The sequence below is a fragment of the Bradyrhizobium sp. CCBAU 25360 genome (assembly GCF_028128695.1).
GTDB classification, from domain to species: Bacteria; Pseudomonadota; Alphaproteobacteria; order Rhizobiales; family Xanthobacteraceae; genus Bradyrhizobium; species Bradyrhizobium ottawaense.
Genome location: NZ_LBJA01000044.1, coordinates 768,752 through 783,956, shown reverse-complemented (window position 1 = coordinate 783,956; position 15,205 = coordinate 768,752). Strand labels below are relative to the sequence as shown.

Sequence of the window (15,205 nt, the reverse complement as noted above, 5' to 3'; positions counted from 1 at the left end):
CAAAGGAGCCCACTTCATGAGCCTGTATGGTGTTATGCGCACCGGTGTTTCCGGTATGAGCGCGCAGTCCAACAAGCTGTCGACGGTTTCGGACAACATCGCGAACGTCAACACCACTGGTTACAAGCGGGCTTCGACCGAATTCTCCTCGCTGATCCTGAAGAGCGGCTCTGGCAATTACGACTCCGGCGCCGTCGAGACGACCGTCCGTTACGCCATCAGCGACGCCGGACATACGCAGTTCACGACGTCTTCCACCGACCTTGCCGTGCAAGGCAACGGCTTCTTCGTGGTCTCGAACGCCACCAACACGCAGCAATATTTGACCCGCGCCGGCTCGTTCGTGCCTGATAGCCAGGGCAATCTGGTCAATGCGGCCGGCTACTACCTTCTGGGCCAGCCTGGCCTCGTGACCAATTTCTCGCAGAACAGCCTGGCTGGAATGCAGATCGTGAACATCGCCCAGGTCTCGCAGGTGCCGGTGCCGTCGACTGCGGGCACCCTGACGACCGGCAATCTCGATCCGAAGGCGGCCGTCATTGCCGGTCCGCCCGGCCCGGCGTCATATTCGTCGAAAAGCTCGATCGTCGCCTACAACAATATCGGTCAGGCCGTTACGCTCGACGTCTATATGTCCCACACCGCGACGGCGGCCGGTTCGGATACCTGGCAGGTTCAGGTCTACAACTCCGCGACGGGCACCTCGCTCGCCGCCGCCACCACCTTCACTTTCGATACCACGGCGGCCGGCAAAGGCGCGCTGGCCGCGGCGAGCCCGACGGGCCTTACGTTCACGGTCCCGGGCGGCGCGGCGCTGACCATGGACCTGTCGAACATGACGCAGGTCGGAGCCGACTTCAGCTTCAAGGCCACCGTCAACGGCAGCGTGCCCGCGGCGATCGACAAGGTCGATGTCGACGAGGCGGGCCACGTGACGGCCATTCTCAAGAACGGGCAGCAGCTGACGCTCTACACGATCATGCTCGCCGACGTCGCGAGCCCCGACAATCTGACGCCCGAGCCGGGTAACGTCTATTCGACCAACATGAATTCCGGCAATGCGCAGGCCGGGAATGCTGGCACCGGCGGGCTCGGCACGGTCCAGTCCGGTGCGCTGGAGGACTCCAACGTCGATCTCGCGGACGAGCTCACCGGGATGATCGAGGCGCAGCGCGGCTTCACCGCCAACTCGAAATCGTTCCAGACGGGCGCCGACCTGCTCGACGTCGTCGTCAACCTGAAGCGCTGAATTCTTCGGCGCTCACCCCCGGCAAGAGCAGATCATGTCCCTTACCGCCGCTCTCGACTCCGCTCGCGCCTCGCTCATGGCGTCGGGCATCCAGTCGTCGACGATCTCGCGCAACATCGCCGGTGCCAGCGCCACCGGCTATTCGCGCAAGATCGCCGTGCTGGACAACCTCCCCGGCACCGGCGTCTACGTCGCGGCGATCCAGCGCGCCGCCAGTTCGGGCCTCTATTCGAACGTGCTGACCGCGACCTCGTCGTCGGCCAAGCAGAGCGTGATCTATGACGGCCTGCAGAAGATCGCGGCCGCGACGGTGGACGATCCCGAGCTCGAGCAGTCGCCGACCGCCCAGCTCAACAAGCTGAAGCAGGCGTTGCAGCAATACGCCAACTCCACCGACAATGCGACCCTGGCGCAGGCGGCCGTGACGTCCGCCAAGGACATGGTGACCGGGCTCAACCAGGCCACCAAGACGGTTCAGTCGGTCCGCGAGGGGGCCGACGCCGACATGGCGAATTCGGTCGCCAACATCAACCAGCTGCTGTCCCAGTTCCAGACGGTCAACACCGCCATCGTGAAGGGCACGATCTCCGGCGACGACGTCACCGACTATCTCGACCAGCGCGACAGCATCGTCTCCAGGCTGTCGCAGGAGGTCGGCGTCTCGATGTCGATCCGGACCAATGGAGATGCCGCGCTCTATACCGACAGCGGCGTCGTGCTGTTCGACAAGACGGCGCGGGCCGTGAGCTTTGCGCCGACCAACGCCTATACCGCCGGCACCACGGGCAATGCCGTCTTCATCGACGGCGTTCCCGTGACCGGTGCCAATTCCGTCATGCCGCTCAAGTCCGGCAAGCTCGCCGGCCTGGCCCAGCTGCGCGACAAGGACACGGTCACGTATCAGAGCCAGCTCGACGAAATCGCGCGCAGCCTGATCGAGGCCTTCAAGGAAAGCGACCAGTCGGCTGTCCCGACGCTGGCCGACAGGCCCGGCCTGTTCACCTATCCCGGCGCGCCCGCGATGCCCGCGAGCGCGACGATCTCGGTGGGCCTCGCCGGGAGGATCTCGGTCGCCGCCTCGGTCGATCCGGCCGTAGGCGGAAATCCGAACCTGCTGCGCGACGGCGCCATCAGCGGCGTTGCCGCCTATAATTACAACACGACCGGCAATGCCGGCTTCTCGGCGCGGCTGCAGCAGCTCATCAACAAGATGGAAGCGCCGCAGCCATTCGATGCCACGGCTCAGGGCAAGCCGAGCGGCAGCGTGATCGAGTTTGCGTCTTCCTCGGCGAGCTGGATCGAAAGCCAGCGCAAGACCGCCGACGACAACGTCCAGTATCAGAATACGCTGCTCGACCGCAGCACCGCGGCGCTGTCCAACGTCAGCGGCGTCAACATGGACGACGAGATGGCGTTGATGCTCCAGGTCGAGCGCACCTATTCGGCGTCGTCGAAGATCATTTCCACCGTCGATGAGATGCTGCAGAGCCTGCTGGCTGCCGTAGGGAATTAAGTCATGATGAGCGCGAACTACATCTCGACCCTGATGCTGTCTTCATCGTTGAGGTCGTCGATCACGAACAACCAGAGCGCGCTGACCAAGGCCTCGAAGGAGGCGACCACCGGCCGTTTCGCCGATGTCGGCCTCGAGCTCGGCACGGGAACGGGCCGCGACGTGGCGCTGCGCGCCGATTTCAACTTCGCCGACCAGCTCGTCGACACCAACGAGCTGGTTTCGGGGCGCCTCGATGTGACCCAGAACCGGATCACGCAGCTAGGCAAGACCGCGTCGGAATTCCTCAAGAACCTGATCGCGGCCCGCGACGCCGACAGCGGCGCGAAGATCATCCTGCCGAGCGCGTCCGCGAACCTTCAGGACGTCATCGGCGCGCTCAACGTTTCCTACAACGGGTCGTATCTGTTCGGCGGAATCGATACGCAGACCGTGCCGGTCACGAACTACACGGCCGGCTCTACCAGCAAGAACCAGGTCGATGCGGACTTCCTGGCGACGTTCGGCTTCTCGCAGGCTGCGGCCGGTGTGAGCACCATCACTCCGGCGCAAATGCAGAATTTCCTCGACAACACCCTCGACCCCGAGTTCGCGAGCCCGGCCTGGAACGCCAACTGGTCGTCGGCCACGGACCAGACGCTGTCGAGCCGCATCTCCACGACCGAGGTTGTCGACAGCTCGGTCAGCGCCAACCAGCCCGGCTTCCGCAAGCTGGCCGAGGCCTACACCATGCTCACTGATCTCGGGAACACGAGCCTGAGCAAGGACACGTTTCAGGTCGTCGTCGACAAGGCCATCAGCCTGGTCAGCGGCGCGATCAACGATCTCGCCGTGCTCGGCGGGACCGTCGGCTCGATCCAGCAACGGGTCACCGGCGCGACCGAGAAGCTGAAGATCCAGAAGGACATCCTCAACGACCAGATCGTCAAGCTGGAGGCGGTCGACCCGACCGAGGCCTCGGTCCGCGTCAACACCCTGCAGACCCAGATCAAGACGGCGCTCGCGCTGACCTCGCAGCTCCAGCAGATCAGCCTCATCAACTATCTCTAGAGCCGAGGCTCGCAACCTCGTCCTGTTACCCGGTCTCCTGCGCAGAGTGATGCTGATGACGTTTGAAGCCTATGAATCGGTCGTCGACGAGAGCGGTTACGAGGCGCGGGGCCGCGAGCGGCAGGCGCTCAGCCTCGGCATCGACCGGCTCGAACGGATTCAGCGAGGCGTGTTCCGCCTCGAGGATCTGGTCGAGAGCCTGCTCTATGTGCGGCGCCTGTGGACGATCTTCATTGAGGATCTCTCGCACCCCGAGAACGGGCTTCCGGACAAGCTGCGCGCCGACATCATCTCGATCGGCCTGTGGGTCGTCAAGGAGGCCGATCGTCTTCGCGAGGAGAGGTCGAACGACGTGATGCAGCTCATCGAAATCAACCGCCTGATCCGAGACGCTCTTTGATGAAGATCTCCTTGCGGGCGGGCGAACGGATCTACATCAACGGCGCGGTGCTGCGCGTGGACCGCAAGGTCTCCGTCGAGCTCGTCAACGACGTGATGTTCCTGCTCGAAGGGCAGGTCATGCAGGCGTCCGACGCCACCACGGCGCTGCGGCAGCTCTACTTCATCGTCCAGCTCATGCTGATGAACCCGACCGACATCCGCGACGCCGCGGCACTCTACGCCCAGCATCACGCGGCCCTGTGCGCCGTGTGCGAGAGCCGGGAGATGCTGGACGGACTGGGCGCGGTCGACGAGCTGGTCGAGGCGACCCGCTACTTCGAGGCGCTCAAGCGGATCCGGGCCCTGTTCCCGGTCGAGCAGGCCATCCTGGCCTGCGCCATCACCGAGTCCCCATTCCAGGCTGCCTGACAGCGGAGAGGTACATGAACGTCAACAGTGCGACCGACAGCACGAGCAAGTCGTCCAGTTCGACCGGCTCCACCAATTCGACCTCGAGCAACAGCGTCGACTACAACACGTTTCTTCAGCTTCTCGTCGCCGAGATGAAGAACCAGGATCCGACCAATCCGATGGATACCTCGCAATATATGAGCCAGTTCGCGCAGCTCTCGACGGTCGAGCAGGCCATGCAGACCAACTCGAAGCTGGATGCGCTGCTGTCCTCGCAGTCGTTGTCGCAGGCCAACGGCCTGATCGGGAAAACCGTCAGCTTCACAGACGCCACCGGCGCCAGCTTCAGCGGCAAGGTCGTCTCGGTCTCCATCAACGCCGACGGCTCCATCGCGACCCTCGAGAACGGCACCAAGGTCGCGGTCGGGCCGGGACTCACGATCAGCCAGTCATGAACGAACGCGACGCTCTCGACATCGTCCAGGCGGCGATCTGGACCATCATCGTCGCCTCCGGGCCCGCGGTCGGCGCCGCGATGCTGGTCGGCACCATCATCGCGCTGATCCAGGCCCTGACCCAGATCCAGGAGGTGACGCTGACCTTCGTTCCGAAGATCATCGTCATCCTCCTGGTCGTTGCCGTCTCCGGCTCCTTCATCGGCGCGCACCTCTCCACCTTCACCGAGATGGTCTATTCGCGGATCGAGCGCGGCTTCTGACCCGCGCGGCCTCGGCCATCATCCCCGCGTAAGCTTTGCGGGGCAGATTAGGGGCGGACCCTCTGCCGGTGACCCATGGCCGATACGTTAGCTGCTAGCCTGCCGACCCCACGACGATTGGGGGCCGACGCCTTTTTCGCCGGCGGCATCGTGGCCATGCTCACGATCCTGTTCCTGCCGATCCCGCCGATCCTGATCGATCTCGGCCTCGCGTTCTCGATCGCGCTGTCGGCGCTGATCCTGATGGTCGCGCTGTGGATCCAGCGACCGCTCGACTTCTCCGCCTTCCCGACTGTGCTGCTGATCGCGACCATCCTGCGGCTGGCGCTGAACGTAGCGACCACCCGCCTGATCCTGTCGCGCGGCGGGGAGGGCGAGCAGGCTGCCGGCCACGTCGTCGCCGGCTTCTCCAAGTTCGTCATGGGCGGCGACTTCGTCATCGGCCTGATCATCTTCGCCATCCTGGTCACCGTGAATTTCGTCGTGATCACCAAGGGTGCGACGCGTATCGCCGAAGTCGGCGCCCGTTTCACCCTCGACGCCATCCCCGGCAAGCAGATGGCGATCGACGCCGATCTGTCGGCGGGCCTGATCGACGACAAGGAAGCCCAGCGCCGGCGCCGCGAGCTCGAAGAAGAAAGCGCGTTCTTCGGTGCCATGGACGGTGCCTCGAAGTTCGTTCGGGGCGATGCCATCGCCGGCCTGCTCATCACCGCGATCAACATTTTCGGCGGCATCATCATCGGCGTCACCCATCACGGGCTGACGCTGTCGCGCGCCGCCGACGTCTACACGAAGCTCTCCGTCGGCGACGGTCTGGTGTCGCAGATGCCGGCACTCATCGTGTCGCTGTCGGCCGGCCTGCTGGTCTCCAAGGGCGGCACGAGAGGATCGGCCGAGCAGGCCGTGCTGCGCCAGCTCGGCGGCTATCCCCGCGCTGTGTCGGCCGCCGCGCTGATGATGTTCGTGCTCGCCTTGATGCCGGGGCTGCCGTTGGCGCCCTTCGTGCTTCTCGGCGGCGTCATGGCCTTCGTCGGCTACACCTTGCCGAGGCGGCAGGCGGCGCGGGAGCGGAAGGAAGATGTGCGCAAGGCCGACGAGCGCGCCCAGGCTGAGGCCAAGGAATCCGTCAAGGACCAGCTCAAGACCGCCGAGATCGAACTTGCGCTCGGCGGCCATCTTTCGGTCCATCTGCTGGGCTCGCGCACCGAGCTGGCCCACCGCGTCGCCAAGATCCGCAAGAAGTTCGCCAAGCAGTACGGCTTCGTCATTCCCGAGATCAAGCTCAGCGACAATCTGTCGATCGACCCCAAGGGCTACCAGATCCGGATCCACGACACCCGCGTCGCCCATGGCGAGCTCCGGCTCGGCGAGGTGCTGGTGCTGGTCGACAAGGACGGCAAGCCCGACGTGCCCGGCGAAGAGGTGGTCGAACCCGCTTTCGGCATGAAGGCGCTGTGGGTGACGGAAGCCTTCACGGACGAAGTCAAGCGGCAGGGCTGCAAGCCGGTCGACAATCTGTCGGTGCTGCTCACGCATTTGAGCGAGGTGCTCCGGGCGAACCTCGCCCAGCTCCTGTCCTACAAGGACATGCGCGCGCTGCTCGACCGGCTCGATCCCGAGTACAAGCGCCTCGTCGAGGATCTCTGCCCGTCGCAGATCTCCTATTCCGGCCTGCTGGCGATCCTGAAGATACTGCTGGCCGAGCGGGTCTCCATCCGCAATCTTCACCTCATCCTCGAGGCGATCGCCGAGATCGCGCCTCACGTGCGGCGCTCCGAGCAGGTCGCGGAGCACGTGCGGACCCGGCTTGCCCAGCAGATCTGCGGCGATCTCTCCGACAACGGCGTGCTCAACGTCGTCCGTCTCGGCAACCGCTGGGACCTCGCCTTCCACCAGAGCCTGAAGCGCGACGCCAAGGGCGACGTCGTCGAGTTCGACGCCGATCCGCGCCTGATCGAGCAGTTCGCGACCGAAGCCAGCGCCGCGATCCGCAAGTTCACCGAGAACGGCACCAGCGTGGTGCTGGCGGTGACGCCGGAAGCCCGGCCCTATGTCCGGATGATCCTGGAGCGGGTGTTCCCGACCTTGCCGATCCTGTCGCATGTCGAAGTCGCGCGCAGCGCCGAGATCCGGGCGCTCGGAGCCGTGTCGTGATCAGCGGCCTTGCCGACAGCGTGCTGGTGACGTTCATTGTGTTCTGCCGTATCGGCGCCTGCCTGATGCTGGTGCCCGGCTTTTCCAGCGTCAACGTTCCGGCACAGGTCCGCCTGTTCGTCGCGCTCGTCACGACGTTCGCGCTGACGCCGATCCTGATCGCGGTGCTGAAGCCGCTCACGGACAACGCCGCGCCGCTGACGCTGGCGCTCCTGATCTGCTCCGAGCTCGTGGTCGGCAGCGTCATCGGGCTCGGCGGGCGGGTGTTCTTTCTCGCGCTCCAGACCATGGCGACGGTGATGGCGAGCGCGATCGGGCTCAGCAACATCCCGGGAACGCCGGTCGCCGACAGCGATCCGGCGCCGGCGCTGGTGCCGCTGATCATGGTGTCCGTCACCACGCTGTTCTTCATGACCGACCAGCATTGGCAGGTCCTGCGTGGGCTGATGAACTCCTACGACGTCTGGCGTCCCGGGAGCCGGCTCGGCGGCGGCATGGCACTCGACCTGCTCGTCGGCCGCCTGTCGGAAGCGTTCGTGCTGACGCTGCGGATCGCCAGCCCGTTCATCGTCTATTCGGTGATCGTCAACCTGGCGGTCAGCCTGATCAACAAGCTGACGCCGGCAATTCCAGTCTATTTCAGCTCCGTACCCTTCGTGCTATTCGGCGGCTTCCTGCTGCTCTACCTCACGAGCGACGAGCTGCTGACGCAATTCATGCTCGGCCTCTCGTCCTGGCTGGCGGAGTGAGCCTGTGATGACGTCGCGCGCGGACAAGCTCGGCCGGATGGTGTCGCTGGTGAAGCTCCAGCTCCGGTTGTCCGAATGGCAGCTCGCGCAGCTGCGGCAGCAGGAGCGAAGCCTGCAGGACGAGCAGGAATGGCTGGTGGGAGCCCTGAACGATGGCAAGCCGCCGGCGGGATCGTCGAGCGAATCGATCGCGCGGCGCTTGAACAGGACGAGCGTCGGTGCGCGCGAGATCCGGACGCAGGCCGCGCAGCAGCTCGACCAGGTCCGCGCCGAGAGCCGCCGCGTGAAGCAGCTCGAGCAGGTCGCGAAGGCGGCGCTGGCCGACAAGCTCCGTGACGCCGAGAAGCGCTCCCTCGAGGAGATGACGGGAATAAGCCCAGCCGTGCGCGCGTGGACGCCACGGCCAGCCAATCGGAACAAGCCATGATCGTGACCGCGACGCCCGACCTCGTTCTCGACGTCCTCGAGGCCGCCGATCCCGTGACCCAGCGCGCGGCGACCGCGAAACTCGATGCGCTGAAATCCTCCGATGCCGACTTCGCCGCAACGATGGACGCGGAGGCCGGCAAGGCGGCAGCTGCCGAGCAGTCCGCGACGAAGGTCTCCGAGGCGTCGTCGGATGCGGTGAATGGGGCCCCGGTGCGGATGATCAAGGCGCCGGCGTCGGGCGAGGTGTACCGGAAGTTCGAAGCTTTCATCCTCCAGACCTTCGTCGAGACGATGTTGCCGAAGGAATCCGAGCAGGTCTTTGGCAAGGGCACGGCCGGCGGCGTCTGGAAATCGATGCTGGCGGAGCAGCTTGGCAGCCAGCTGGCAAAGGGCAACGGCATTGGCATCGCCAAGCAGCTGGCCGCCGCCAATCCGGCGGGGCCGAACGGTGCCGGCAAGGCCGGATGATGATCCGCGAACGGGTGACAGAAGTTGAAGGGTGAATTTCCTATGCAGGCACAAGACAGCGCGGCGGCCATGGTGATCGAGCAGCCGGTCGTGGACACCGGGGTGATGACGACGGAAGCAGCAGAAGCCGATGCGCTGCTGCCGGTGCTGCTGCCGATCATGAGCGGCGAGGCCGTGGTCGACGGCGCGGATGCGGCGAGATTGGATGAAGTGCGGGGCCTGCTGGCAGCGATCCGCCGGCTCGAGAGCATCGTCGAGGAGGAGACGGTCGCGCTCACGACGCGTCAGAAGATCGATTTCGACGACTTCAGCGCGCGGAAGAGCCGGAGCATGCTCGAATTCGTCCGCCTGATGCGGGCGCGGATGCATCTCGGCGGCGACGTCGAGGTCACCGACGAGATTCAGCGGCTGCGCGAGAAGCTCGAGCGGAATCGCTCGATCCTCGAAATGCACTACGACGCGGTGCGCGAGATCGCGGGCATCATCGTCAAGGCGATCAAGGAGGCCGAGTCGGACGGCACCTATACCGGCCGCGCAGCGCAGGACGGAAAATGATCAGACTGGTGCTGGCCGGGCTCTGGGTATGCATCCTCACCGCGGGCACGAGCTATGGCGTGGCCTATTGGAAGGAGAACGGCAGCCTGCTGCCGGCGAAGGACGAATATCTCGACGGGCTGCAATACCAGAAGACCAGGGCTTTGAGCGTGCCCATGGTCGAGAACGGCAATGTGCAGGGCTATATCGTCGCGCGCTTCGTCTACACCGTGGAGGCGCGGACGATGCACCAGCTCAACGTTCCGCCGGAGCCGTTCGTCGTCGACGAGGCCTTTCGCAGGATCTATGCCGACGACCGTCTCGACTTCAGGAAGCTCGCCCGCTACGACCTCTCCATCCTGACGGCCGCCATCAAGCAGCGCGTCAACGAGCGGATGCAGGCTGACGTCGTCCAGGACGTCCTGGTCGAGGATTTCAATTACGTCTCCAGGGAAGAATTCCAGCAGAAGCCGTAGAGCGCGGGCTGAATAGGCGCAGCTGGTTCGTCACAAAGACGTCGTCATGCCCGGGCTTGCCCCGGGCATCCACGTTCTTGGTCCGGCGTAGCAACCCGTGGATGGCCCAAGCCCGGCCATGACGACGTGGAGACTCTTGCGCCCAATAGCTCCGATGGGATTGCCTCTTCACAAGAGGAAAACGCACCTCCATCGAGGCGCTATAGGGGGCTCATCCCACATCTCCCGCCGCCGAAAATGCAACGGCCTCTGCGATGGTGCTTCGCAGAGGCCGTTGTCTGTTCGTGGCAGGCTTGTGCCGTGTCAGTTGCCGACCGGATAGGCGGCCGGGACGGCATGCGCCCTGTTCAGGATGATGCCGACCTCGTCGAGCTCCTGCATCGGCACGTCGAGGGTGTCGCGGGCAGGGATGTCGAGGCGGTATCCGACGTAACGCCGGGCCACGATCGCGTCGAAGCCGAGGCGGTCGCGGAGTTTCTTGCGCAGCTTGCTGACGTGGCTCTCGATCACGCTCTCGTCGAAGGTGGACTCGAAGATGCCGTAGACCGCGTTGAAGATCTGCGTCTTGGTGATCCACTTGCCGTGATTGCTGACCATATATTCGAGAATGCGCAGTTCGCGGCGGGGCAGCGTGAGGGCGTGGCCCGCGATCTCGGGGTCACGGCCGTTGAAGAAGACCTGGATCCTGCTCTCGCAGGGCCTCGGCAGCTCGCCCACCCGGCGGCGCGCGATCGCGGCCGTTCGGGCAAGGATCTCGCGCAGGTGGATCGGTACGTGCACGACGTCGTCGACACCCGATTCGAACAGCTCCAGCGTGTTCTTGAGCATCTTCTGGCCGCTCATGGCGATGATGGGAGCCGAGGAACGCTTGCGCATCGCCCGCGGCAGGCTTCCGCGGGCATCGCAATCCCCGAGGAGGAAGGCGTCCACCGCTGCCAGATCCGATTCACTCGCGGATTGCAGCCAGTCCCAGAATTCCCCGGAGGAGAAGCCGATCGACGATACGCCTTCGCGAACGAGCCCTCCGACATAGCTGTTCGCGACGCTCTCGCGATCATCAACGATAATATACATCAGTCTTTCGCCCCTGTTTCGCACCTGTCGCGGCCGGATGGTTGTTGTGATGCCCGGCTCGGCAACGATGCTGTTTGACGACATTCCTTCCCGCGAACCGTTGTTATGGTTTCGATATTCGCGGGCAGCCCTACGCATTCAGTGCCTGCGTCTCGCAGGCCTGGTACTTCAACTCGATACTGAACGCTTACTGCGTGAGGCCCGGCGGGTGTCTTACGGATCACCTCGCGGGGCGGATTGAGAAACGACCTAGAACAGTTGCGCCAAGTTGCTCATCGCGTCCGAACGCCACTGAATCTGTGTCGATCTCCTCGCCAACTGGCGAGAATCACTTGAGTAGGACCGTAACAATTGCCGATTTCCGATCAAGCGTGCGAAACAAAGCGATTGCTACGTGTGCTTGATGCTGTTGGTTTGTTTCGGGTTGTTTCTTGATATATTCAAACGCATCAGTTGATTTGGAAACTAAACTAGTTCTGCATCGTGATGGGTCTAAGGTTCCGCATCCCCGTACAATCACAGCTATTTTAGGTGGTGGGGTGGATCAGGCATATCGAGGGGTTTTCAACTCGGGATTGACTCTCATGGGCGTGTTTCGCCGTGCGACAATTCGACTCACGTGTGGCGGCGAGACTCCAGCTTGGCGAAATCTTGGCGAGTGTGTGTCTTTCGAGTCGCACTCTCGCCACGTCCATGACGCGATTGACTCATGTGACGTCGCATCGCGCGCGATGGAAAAGTTTTCGATGCGCACGTTTCAGGCAAGCTTCGGCAAATAACGTCATCGTTCGACAGATCGAACCGAACGGAGCATTTTCACATGTTGTCCGATGGACAAGCTCGTCCCAACGCGACCACTGATGTTTCCGCAACGACGAAGCCGGCTCCCGAAGCACGCGATACGAAGGACGATACGGCGCGAGCGCCCAGGCCTGCCGCGGGCCCAAAGCGAGCGTCGGCCGCGGCAAGTGATGAAGCTCTGGCGAAGGAGGCACTCGAGGGGCTGAAACGTATTCGGGCCAAGGCGCGTCTCGACAAGATGGCGATCCCCAAGCCCGCGCCGACCGTGATCAAGCCGGCCGTGATCGTCGCCAAGCCCCCGCCGCCCCGTCCGACATGGGTTGCGCCGCTCGCGACATTGGCGGTCGCCGCCATGTTGGTGGTCTGCGCCTGCACCGGCGTGATCGCCTATCTCACCACGCAGCCCGCCCAGAACAACGTTGCAGCCAATACGGAGATCAGGAATCTGCGCGAGACCGTCGCGCATCTGCGCAAGCAGGTGTCGGGCGTGTCGGAAAATCTCGATGGCCTGCGCACCGCGGTGGATCAGTCGAGCAAGGCGACCAATGACCGTTTCGGCAGGTTCGCCGAGAATTTGGACCGTATCGAGCGGGTGAGCTCGTCCTCGACGGTGAAGCTCGACAAGCTCGCCCAAGCGCAGGTTCAGACGCCGGCTCCGGCGCCGGCCATGGTGCAATCGCAGCCCTCGCCACAGCAAGGATCGATGATGGCCTCGGTCGCAGCGCCCGAGTTCACGGGCTCGGTGTCTCCGTCCGAGCGCGCGCCGGCGCCGCGGAAGGTGATCAAGGGTTGGTCGGTGCGCCAGGCCTATGAAGGCATTGCGATCCTGCAGGGTCCGAACGGCGTCATCGAGGCCGTGCTGGGACAGCAGGTGCCGGGTCTTGGCCGCATCGAGGAGATCAGGAGCGAGAACGGGCGCCTGGTGGTGGAGGCGAGCGGCGGTGTCATCTATTCGTCACGTAAGGCGACGCCCTGATCGAGGGCTGTCCTCTATTGGCGGTGATGCTCGAAGCTGGTGCATAGCAGATCGACCTCCGCCTCCGCGATCGGCGAGCGGAACAGACGGCAGCTGAACTCGGCCGCTGCCTTGCTGTCGTTGGTGGTGCGCTCCTCCCGGAGGAAGATGCATCGTTTGCAAACGTCGGTGTGGTGCCGCTGCTCGGCCGCGTCCGACTGATCCAGCACGTGCCTGAAGGTGTCGCGGAAGCGGATCTTGACCTCCTCGTCGAGGACGGCAATCGCCTCGACCAGAACGCTGACGGGGTCGCGCACCAGGAACTTCTTGCCCTGCTGCGTCACGCTCAGCATCACCGAGCGTTTGTCGGTGGCCGAGCGTTTTCGCTCGATATAGCCCAGCCGCTCGAGCTCCCCGATGATGAACGAGGCGGTGCCGCGCGTGGTGCCGACGTAACTCGCGAGCGCCGAAGGCGTCCGGGAAAAACGGTTGGCGCGGGAAAGGAAGCGCAGCGCCATCCACTCGCGGTCGCGCAAGCCGTGCTTGGTGCCTTCGAACCACAGGATTCGTGCGACCTGCTCCAACAGTTCAATCGATTCGCGAGCCAAATTCATTTCAATTCCAGATCGGATAAAGCTTTATTCAATTGAGCCTTGGGGTGCGCAATCTGTGTGGACGAGAATGAAGTCCTCGCGTGACCCTTCGTCCGTTGCCGGACGGCGGACCGCGTGGGGAAGAAGCTCTCTGTTGCAGAGATGGAACTTCCGGCCGTGGAACTAGGGCGTCACAAAGAAAGTTCGAGTAAATCGCACGGCTCAAGTCCTCCGAAAATTTCAATCAAATGACGACGGCTCGCGCGTGATTGACGGTGATGAGTCGATGCGCGAGCAACATGATGTGTCATTGTGGCCACTGCGGTGCCCATTTGTTGCGGGTGAGCGTCTCGAAGGCGCACACATGCGCATCACCTGCAGCACTTGGCGGTGCGGCCGGCCGCGGGAGAACCCTCTTTTTCGGTTAATGGATGTTGCGATGCAGTGCAGCTGGACGGTTAAGTCCGGCACACGAGCGAAGCGAATGTCAGAGTGCCGTTGGGAGTCGAAACAGTCAGCGTTGTTCAACGTCCTGCAGCGTTGGCAGCCACGGTCGGCTCCTGCGTGGCGCAATCGTCGAACTTTGGCGCGATGAGCCCGATGCCCGAGATTGCGCCGGTGCAGAAACCGCACGGTCTGGCCTGAAAGCGCGCGTGCTCGCAGGCTGGTGATTTGCATCTCGCCGGCAACTATTGGCGAATGCGTCGCCCCCCGGGGATACCAGCACAGGCAGCAGCAAGGGATAGATCGATGAGCTTCGAAACTACCATGGCATCCGACGTCGTCGGGTTGACGAAAGTCGCCCCGGTCTCTCGCCGCGGGTTCATGAGCGCCACCGCGGCCGTCGCCGCCGGCTACACGCTTGCGGCCGGGCCCGTGCGCGCCGAGGCGATCACGACCGACGCCAATGGCCTTCAGGTCAGTGACGCCAGGATCAAGGTCGGCTCCGAAGAGATGCCCGTCTATTTCGCCCGTCCAGCCGGCAACACCAAGGCGCCGGTGATCATCGTGGCGATGGAGATTTTCGGCCTGCACGAATATATCAAGGACGTGACGCGGCGCCTCGCCAAGCTTGGCGCGTTCGCAATCGCGCCCGACTATTACTTCCGCAAAGGCATCGATCTGACCAAGGTCGCCGAGGTCAAGGATCTGCTCCCGGTGGTCAATGCCAAGCCCGACGCGGAGCTGCTGTCCGATCTGGACGCGGTGGCGGCCTGGGCTGGATCGCAAGGCGGCGACACTGCAAAGCTCGGCATCATCGGCTTCTGCCGTGGCGGGCGCACCGTCTGGGAATATGCCGCCCATAGCAGCACGCTCAAGGCCGGCGTCGCCTTCTACGGCACCTTGGTCGACCCCGAAAATCCGCTGCTGCCGAAGAGCCCGATGCAGCTCGCCCCCGAGATGAAGGCGCCGGTGCTCGGCCTCTATGGGGGCGCCGACACCGGCATTCCCGTCGCCCAGGTCGAGCAGATGAAGGCCGCGCTCGAGCAGAACAAGAAGACGGCCGAATTCAAGATCTACCCCGAAGCGCCGCACGGCTTCCATGCCGACTACCGCGGCAGCTACCGCAAGGACGCCGCGGAAGATGCCTGGAAGCAGGCGCAGGCCTGGTTCAAGAAGTACGGCGTGTTGAGCTGACGCTGGGTC

General features: G+C 63.9%; 17 protein-coding genes. 15 read left to right on the top strand and 2 right to left on the bottom strand.

Annotated features, from left to right (window positions below; all coding sequences use genetic code 11):
• The first annotated feature begins 16 nt into the window (after nt 1–16).
• From XH81_RS33890 to XH81_RS33830, 13 genes are all read left to right on the top strand, one after another.
• Nucleotides 17–1,249 carry a flagellar hook protein FlgE gene (locus XH81_RS33890; RefSeq protein WP_038970824.1) on the top strand — a complete coding sequence of 411 codons (1,233 nt, stop codon included), beginning with the start codon at nt 17–19 and terminating at the stop codon, nt 1,247–1,249.
• Between the two features lie 34 nt (nt 1,250–1,283).
• Complete coding sequence (gene flgK / locus XH81_RS33885; protein WP_271596769.1) at nt 1,284–2,762, top strand: flagellar hook-associated protein FlgK; 1,479 nt, start codon at nt 1,284–1,286, stop codon at nt 2,760–2,762.
• Nucleotides 2,763–2,765: 3 nt separating this feature from the next.
• Nucleotides 2,766–3,812, top strand: coding sequence for a flagellar hook-associated family protein (locus tag XH81_RS33880; protein ID WP_028145729.1), 1,047 nt, complete (start codon nt 2,766–2,768; stop codon nt 3,810–3,812).
• A 55-nt stretch (nt 3,813–3,867) separates the two neighbouring features.
• Nucleotides 3,868–4,212, top strand: a complete 345-nt coding sequence (flaF, locus tag XH81_RS33875) for a flagellar biosynthesis regulator FlaF (RefSeq protein ID WP_028145728.1) — start codon at nt 3,868–3,870, stop codon at nt 4,210–4,212.
• Nucleotides 4,212–4,622, top strand: coding sequence for a flagellar biosynthesis repressor FlbT (flbT, locus tag XH81_RS33870; protein WP_038950148.1), 411 nt, complete (start codon nt 4,212–4,214; stop codon nt 4,620–4,622). Before flaF ends, flbT begins: the two co-directional genes overlap by 1 nt.
• A gap of 14 nt (nt 4,623–4,636) precedes the next feature.
• Entirely contained in the window at nt 4,637–5,059 is a 423-nt protein-coding gene (flgD, locus tag XH81_RS33865) for a flagellar hook assembly protein FlgD (RefSeq protein ID WP_018318461.1), read from the top strand.
• On the top strand, nt 5,056–5,322 hold the full coding sequence (gene fliQ / locus XH81_RS33860; protein WP_018318462.1) for a flagellar biosynthesis protein FliQ: 267 nt from the start codon (nt 5,056–5,058) through the stop codon (nt 5,320–5,322). The genes flgD and fliQ overlap by 4 nt, the downstream gene beginning before the upstream one ends.
• Before the next feature lie 75 nt (nt 5,323–5,397).
• Nucleotides 5,398–7,479, top strand: a complete 2,082-nt coding sequence (gene flhA / locus XH81_RS33855; protein ID WP_028145727.1) for a flagellar biosynthesis protein FlhA — start codon at nt 5,398–5,400, stop codon at nt 7,477–7,479.
• A complete protein-coding gene (gene fliR / locus XH81_RS33850; protein WP_271596768.1) occupies nt 7,476–8,228 on the top strand; it encodes a flagellar biosynthesis protein FliR in 753 nt (250 codons plus the stop codon). Before flhA ends, fliR begins: the two co-directional genes overlap by 4 nt.
• A 7-nt stretch (nt 8,229–8,235) precedes the next feature.
• A complete protein-coding gene (locus tag XH81_RS33845; RefSeq protein WP_028145725.1) occupies nt 8,236–8,655 on the top strand; it encodes a hypothetical protein in 420 nt (139 codons plus the stop codon).
• Entirely contained in the window at nt 8,652–9,125 is a 474-nt protein-coding gene (locus tag XH81_RS33840) for a rod-binding protein (RefSeq protein WP_028145724.1), read from the top strand. Before XH81_RS33845 ends, XH81_RS33840 begins: the two co-directional genes overlap by 4 nt.
• Before the next feature lie 42 nt (nt 9,126–9,167).
• Nucleotides 9,168–9,680: a hypothetical protein gene (locus XH81_RS33835; protein ID WP_028145723.1), complete on the top strand. Its 513-nt coding sequence runs from the start codon at nt 9,168–9,170 to the stop codon at nt 9,678–9,680.
• Nucleotides 9,677–10,135: a hypothetical protein gene (locus XH81_RS33830; protein WP_028145722.1), complete on the top strand. Its 459-nt coding sequence runs from the start codon at nt 9,677–9,679 to the stop codon at nt 10,133–10,135. Before XH81_RS33835 ends, XH81_RS33830 begins: the two co-directional genes overlap by 4 nt.
• A gap of 303 nt (nt 10,136–10,438) precedes the next feature.
• On the opposite strand, the gene XH81_RS33825 is transcribed toward XH81_RS33830, so the two are convergent.
• The gene (locus tag XH81_RS33825; RefSeq protein WP_028145721.1) at nt 10,439–11,209 is read right to left on the bottom strand and encodes a response regulator transcription factor; all 771 of its coding nucleotides are present in this window, start codon (nt 11,207–11,209) and stop codon (nt 10,439–10,441) included.
• Nucleotides 11,210–12,029: 820 nt separating this feature from the next.
• On the opposite strand from XH81_RS33825, the gene XH81_RS33820 reads away from it, so the two are divergent.
• The gene (locus XH81_RS33820; protein WP_028145720.1) at nt 12,030–12,986 is read left to right on the top strand and encodes a hypothetical protein; all 957 of its coding nucleotides are present in this window, start codon (nt 12,030–12,032) and stop codon (nt 12,984–12,986) included.
• A 14-nt stretch (nt 12,987–13,000) separates the two neighbouring features.
• Here the strand turns inward: XH81_RS33820 and XH81_RS33815 are convergent, their stop codons facing one another.
• Complete coding sequence (locus XH81_RS33815) at nt 13,001–13,579, bottom strand: MarR family winged helix-turn-helix transcriptional regulator (protein WP_028145719.1); 579 nt, start codon at nt 13,577–13,579, stop codon at nt 13,001–13,003.
• Between the two features lie 729 nt (nt 13,580–14,308).
• Between XH81_RS33815 and XH81_RS33810 the strand changes: the two genes are divergently transcribed.
• Nucleotides 14,309–15,196 (top strand): dienelactone hydrolase family protein, encoded by an 888-nt coding sequence (locus tag XH81_RS33810; RefSeq protein ID WP_028145718.1) that lies wholly within the window; start codon nt 14,309–14,311, stop codon nt 15,194–15,196.
• Nucleotides 15,197–15,205 lie beyond the last annotated feature (9 nt).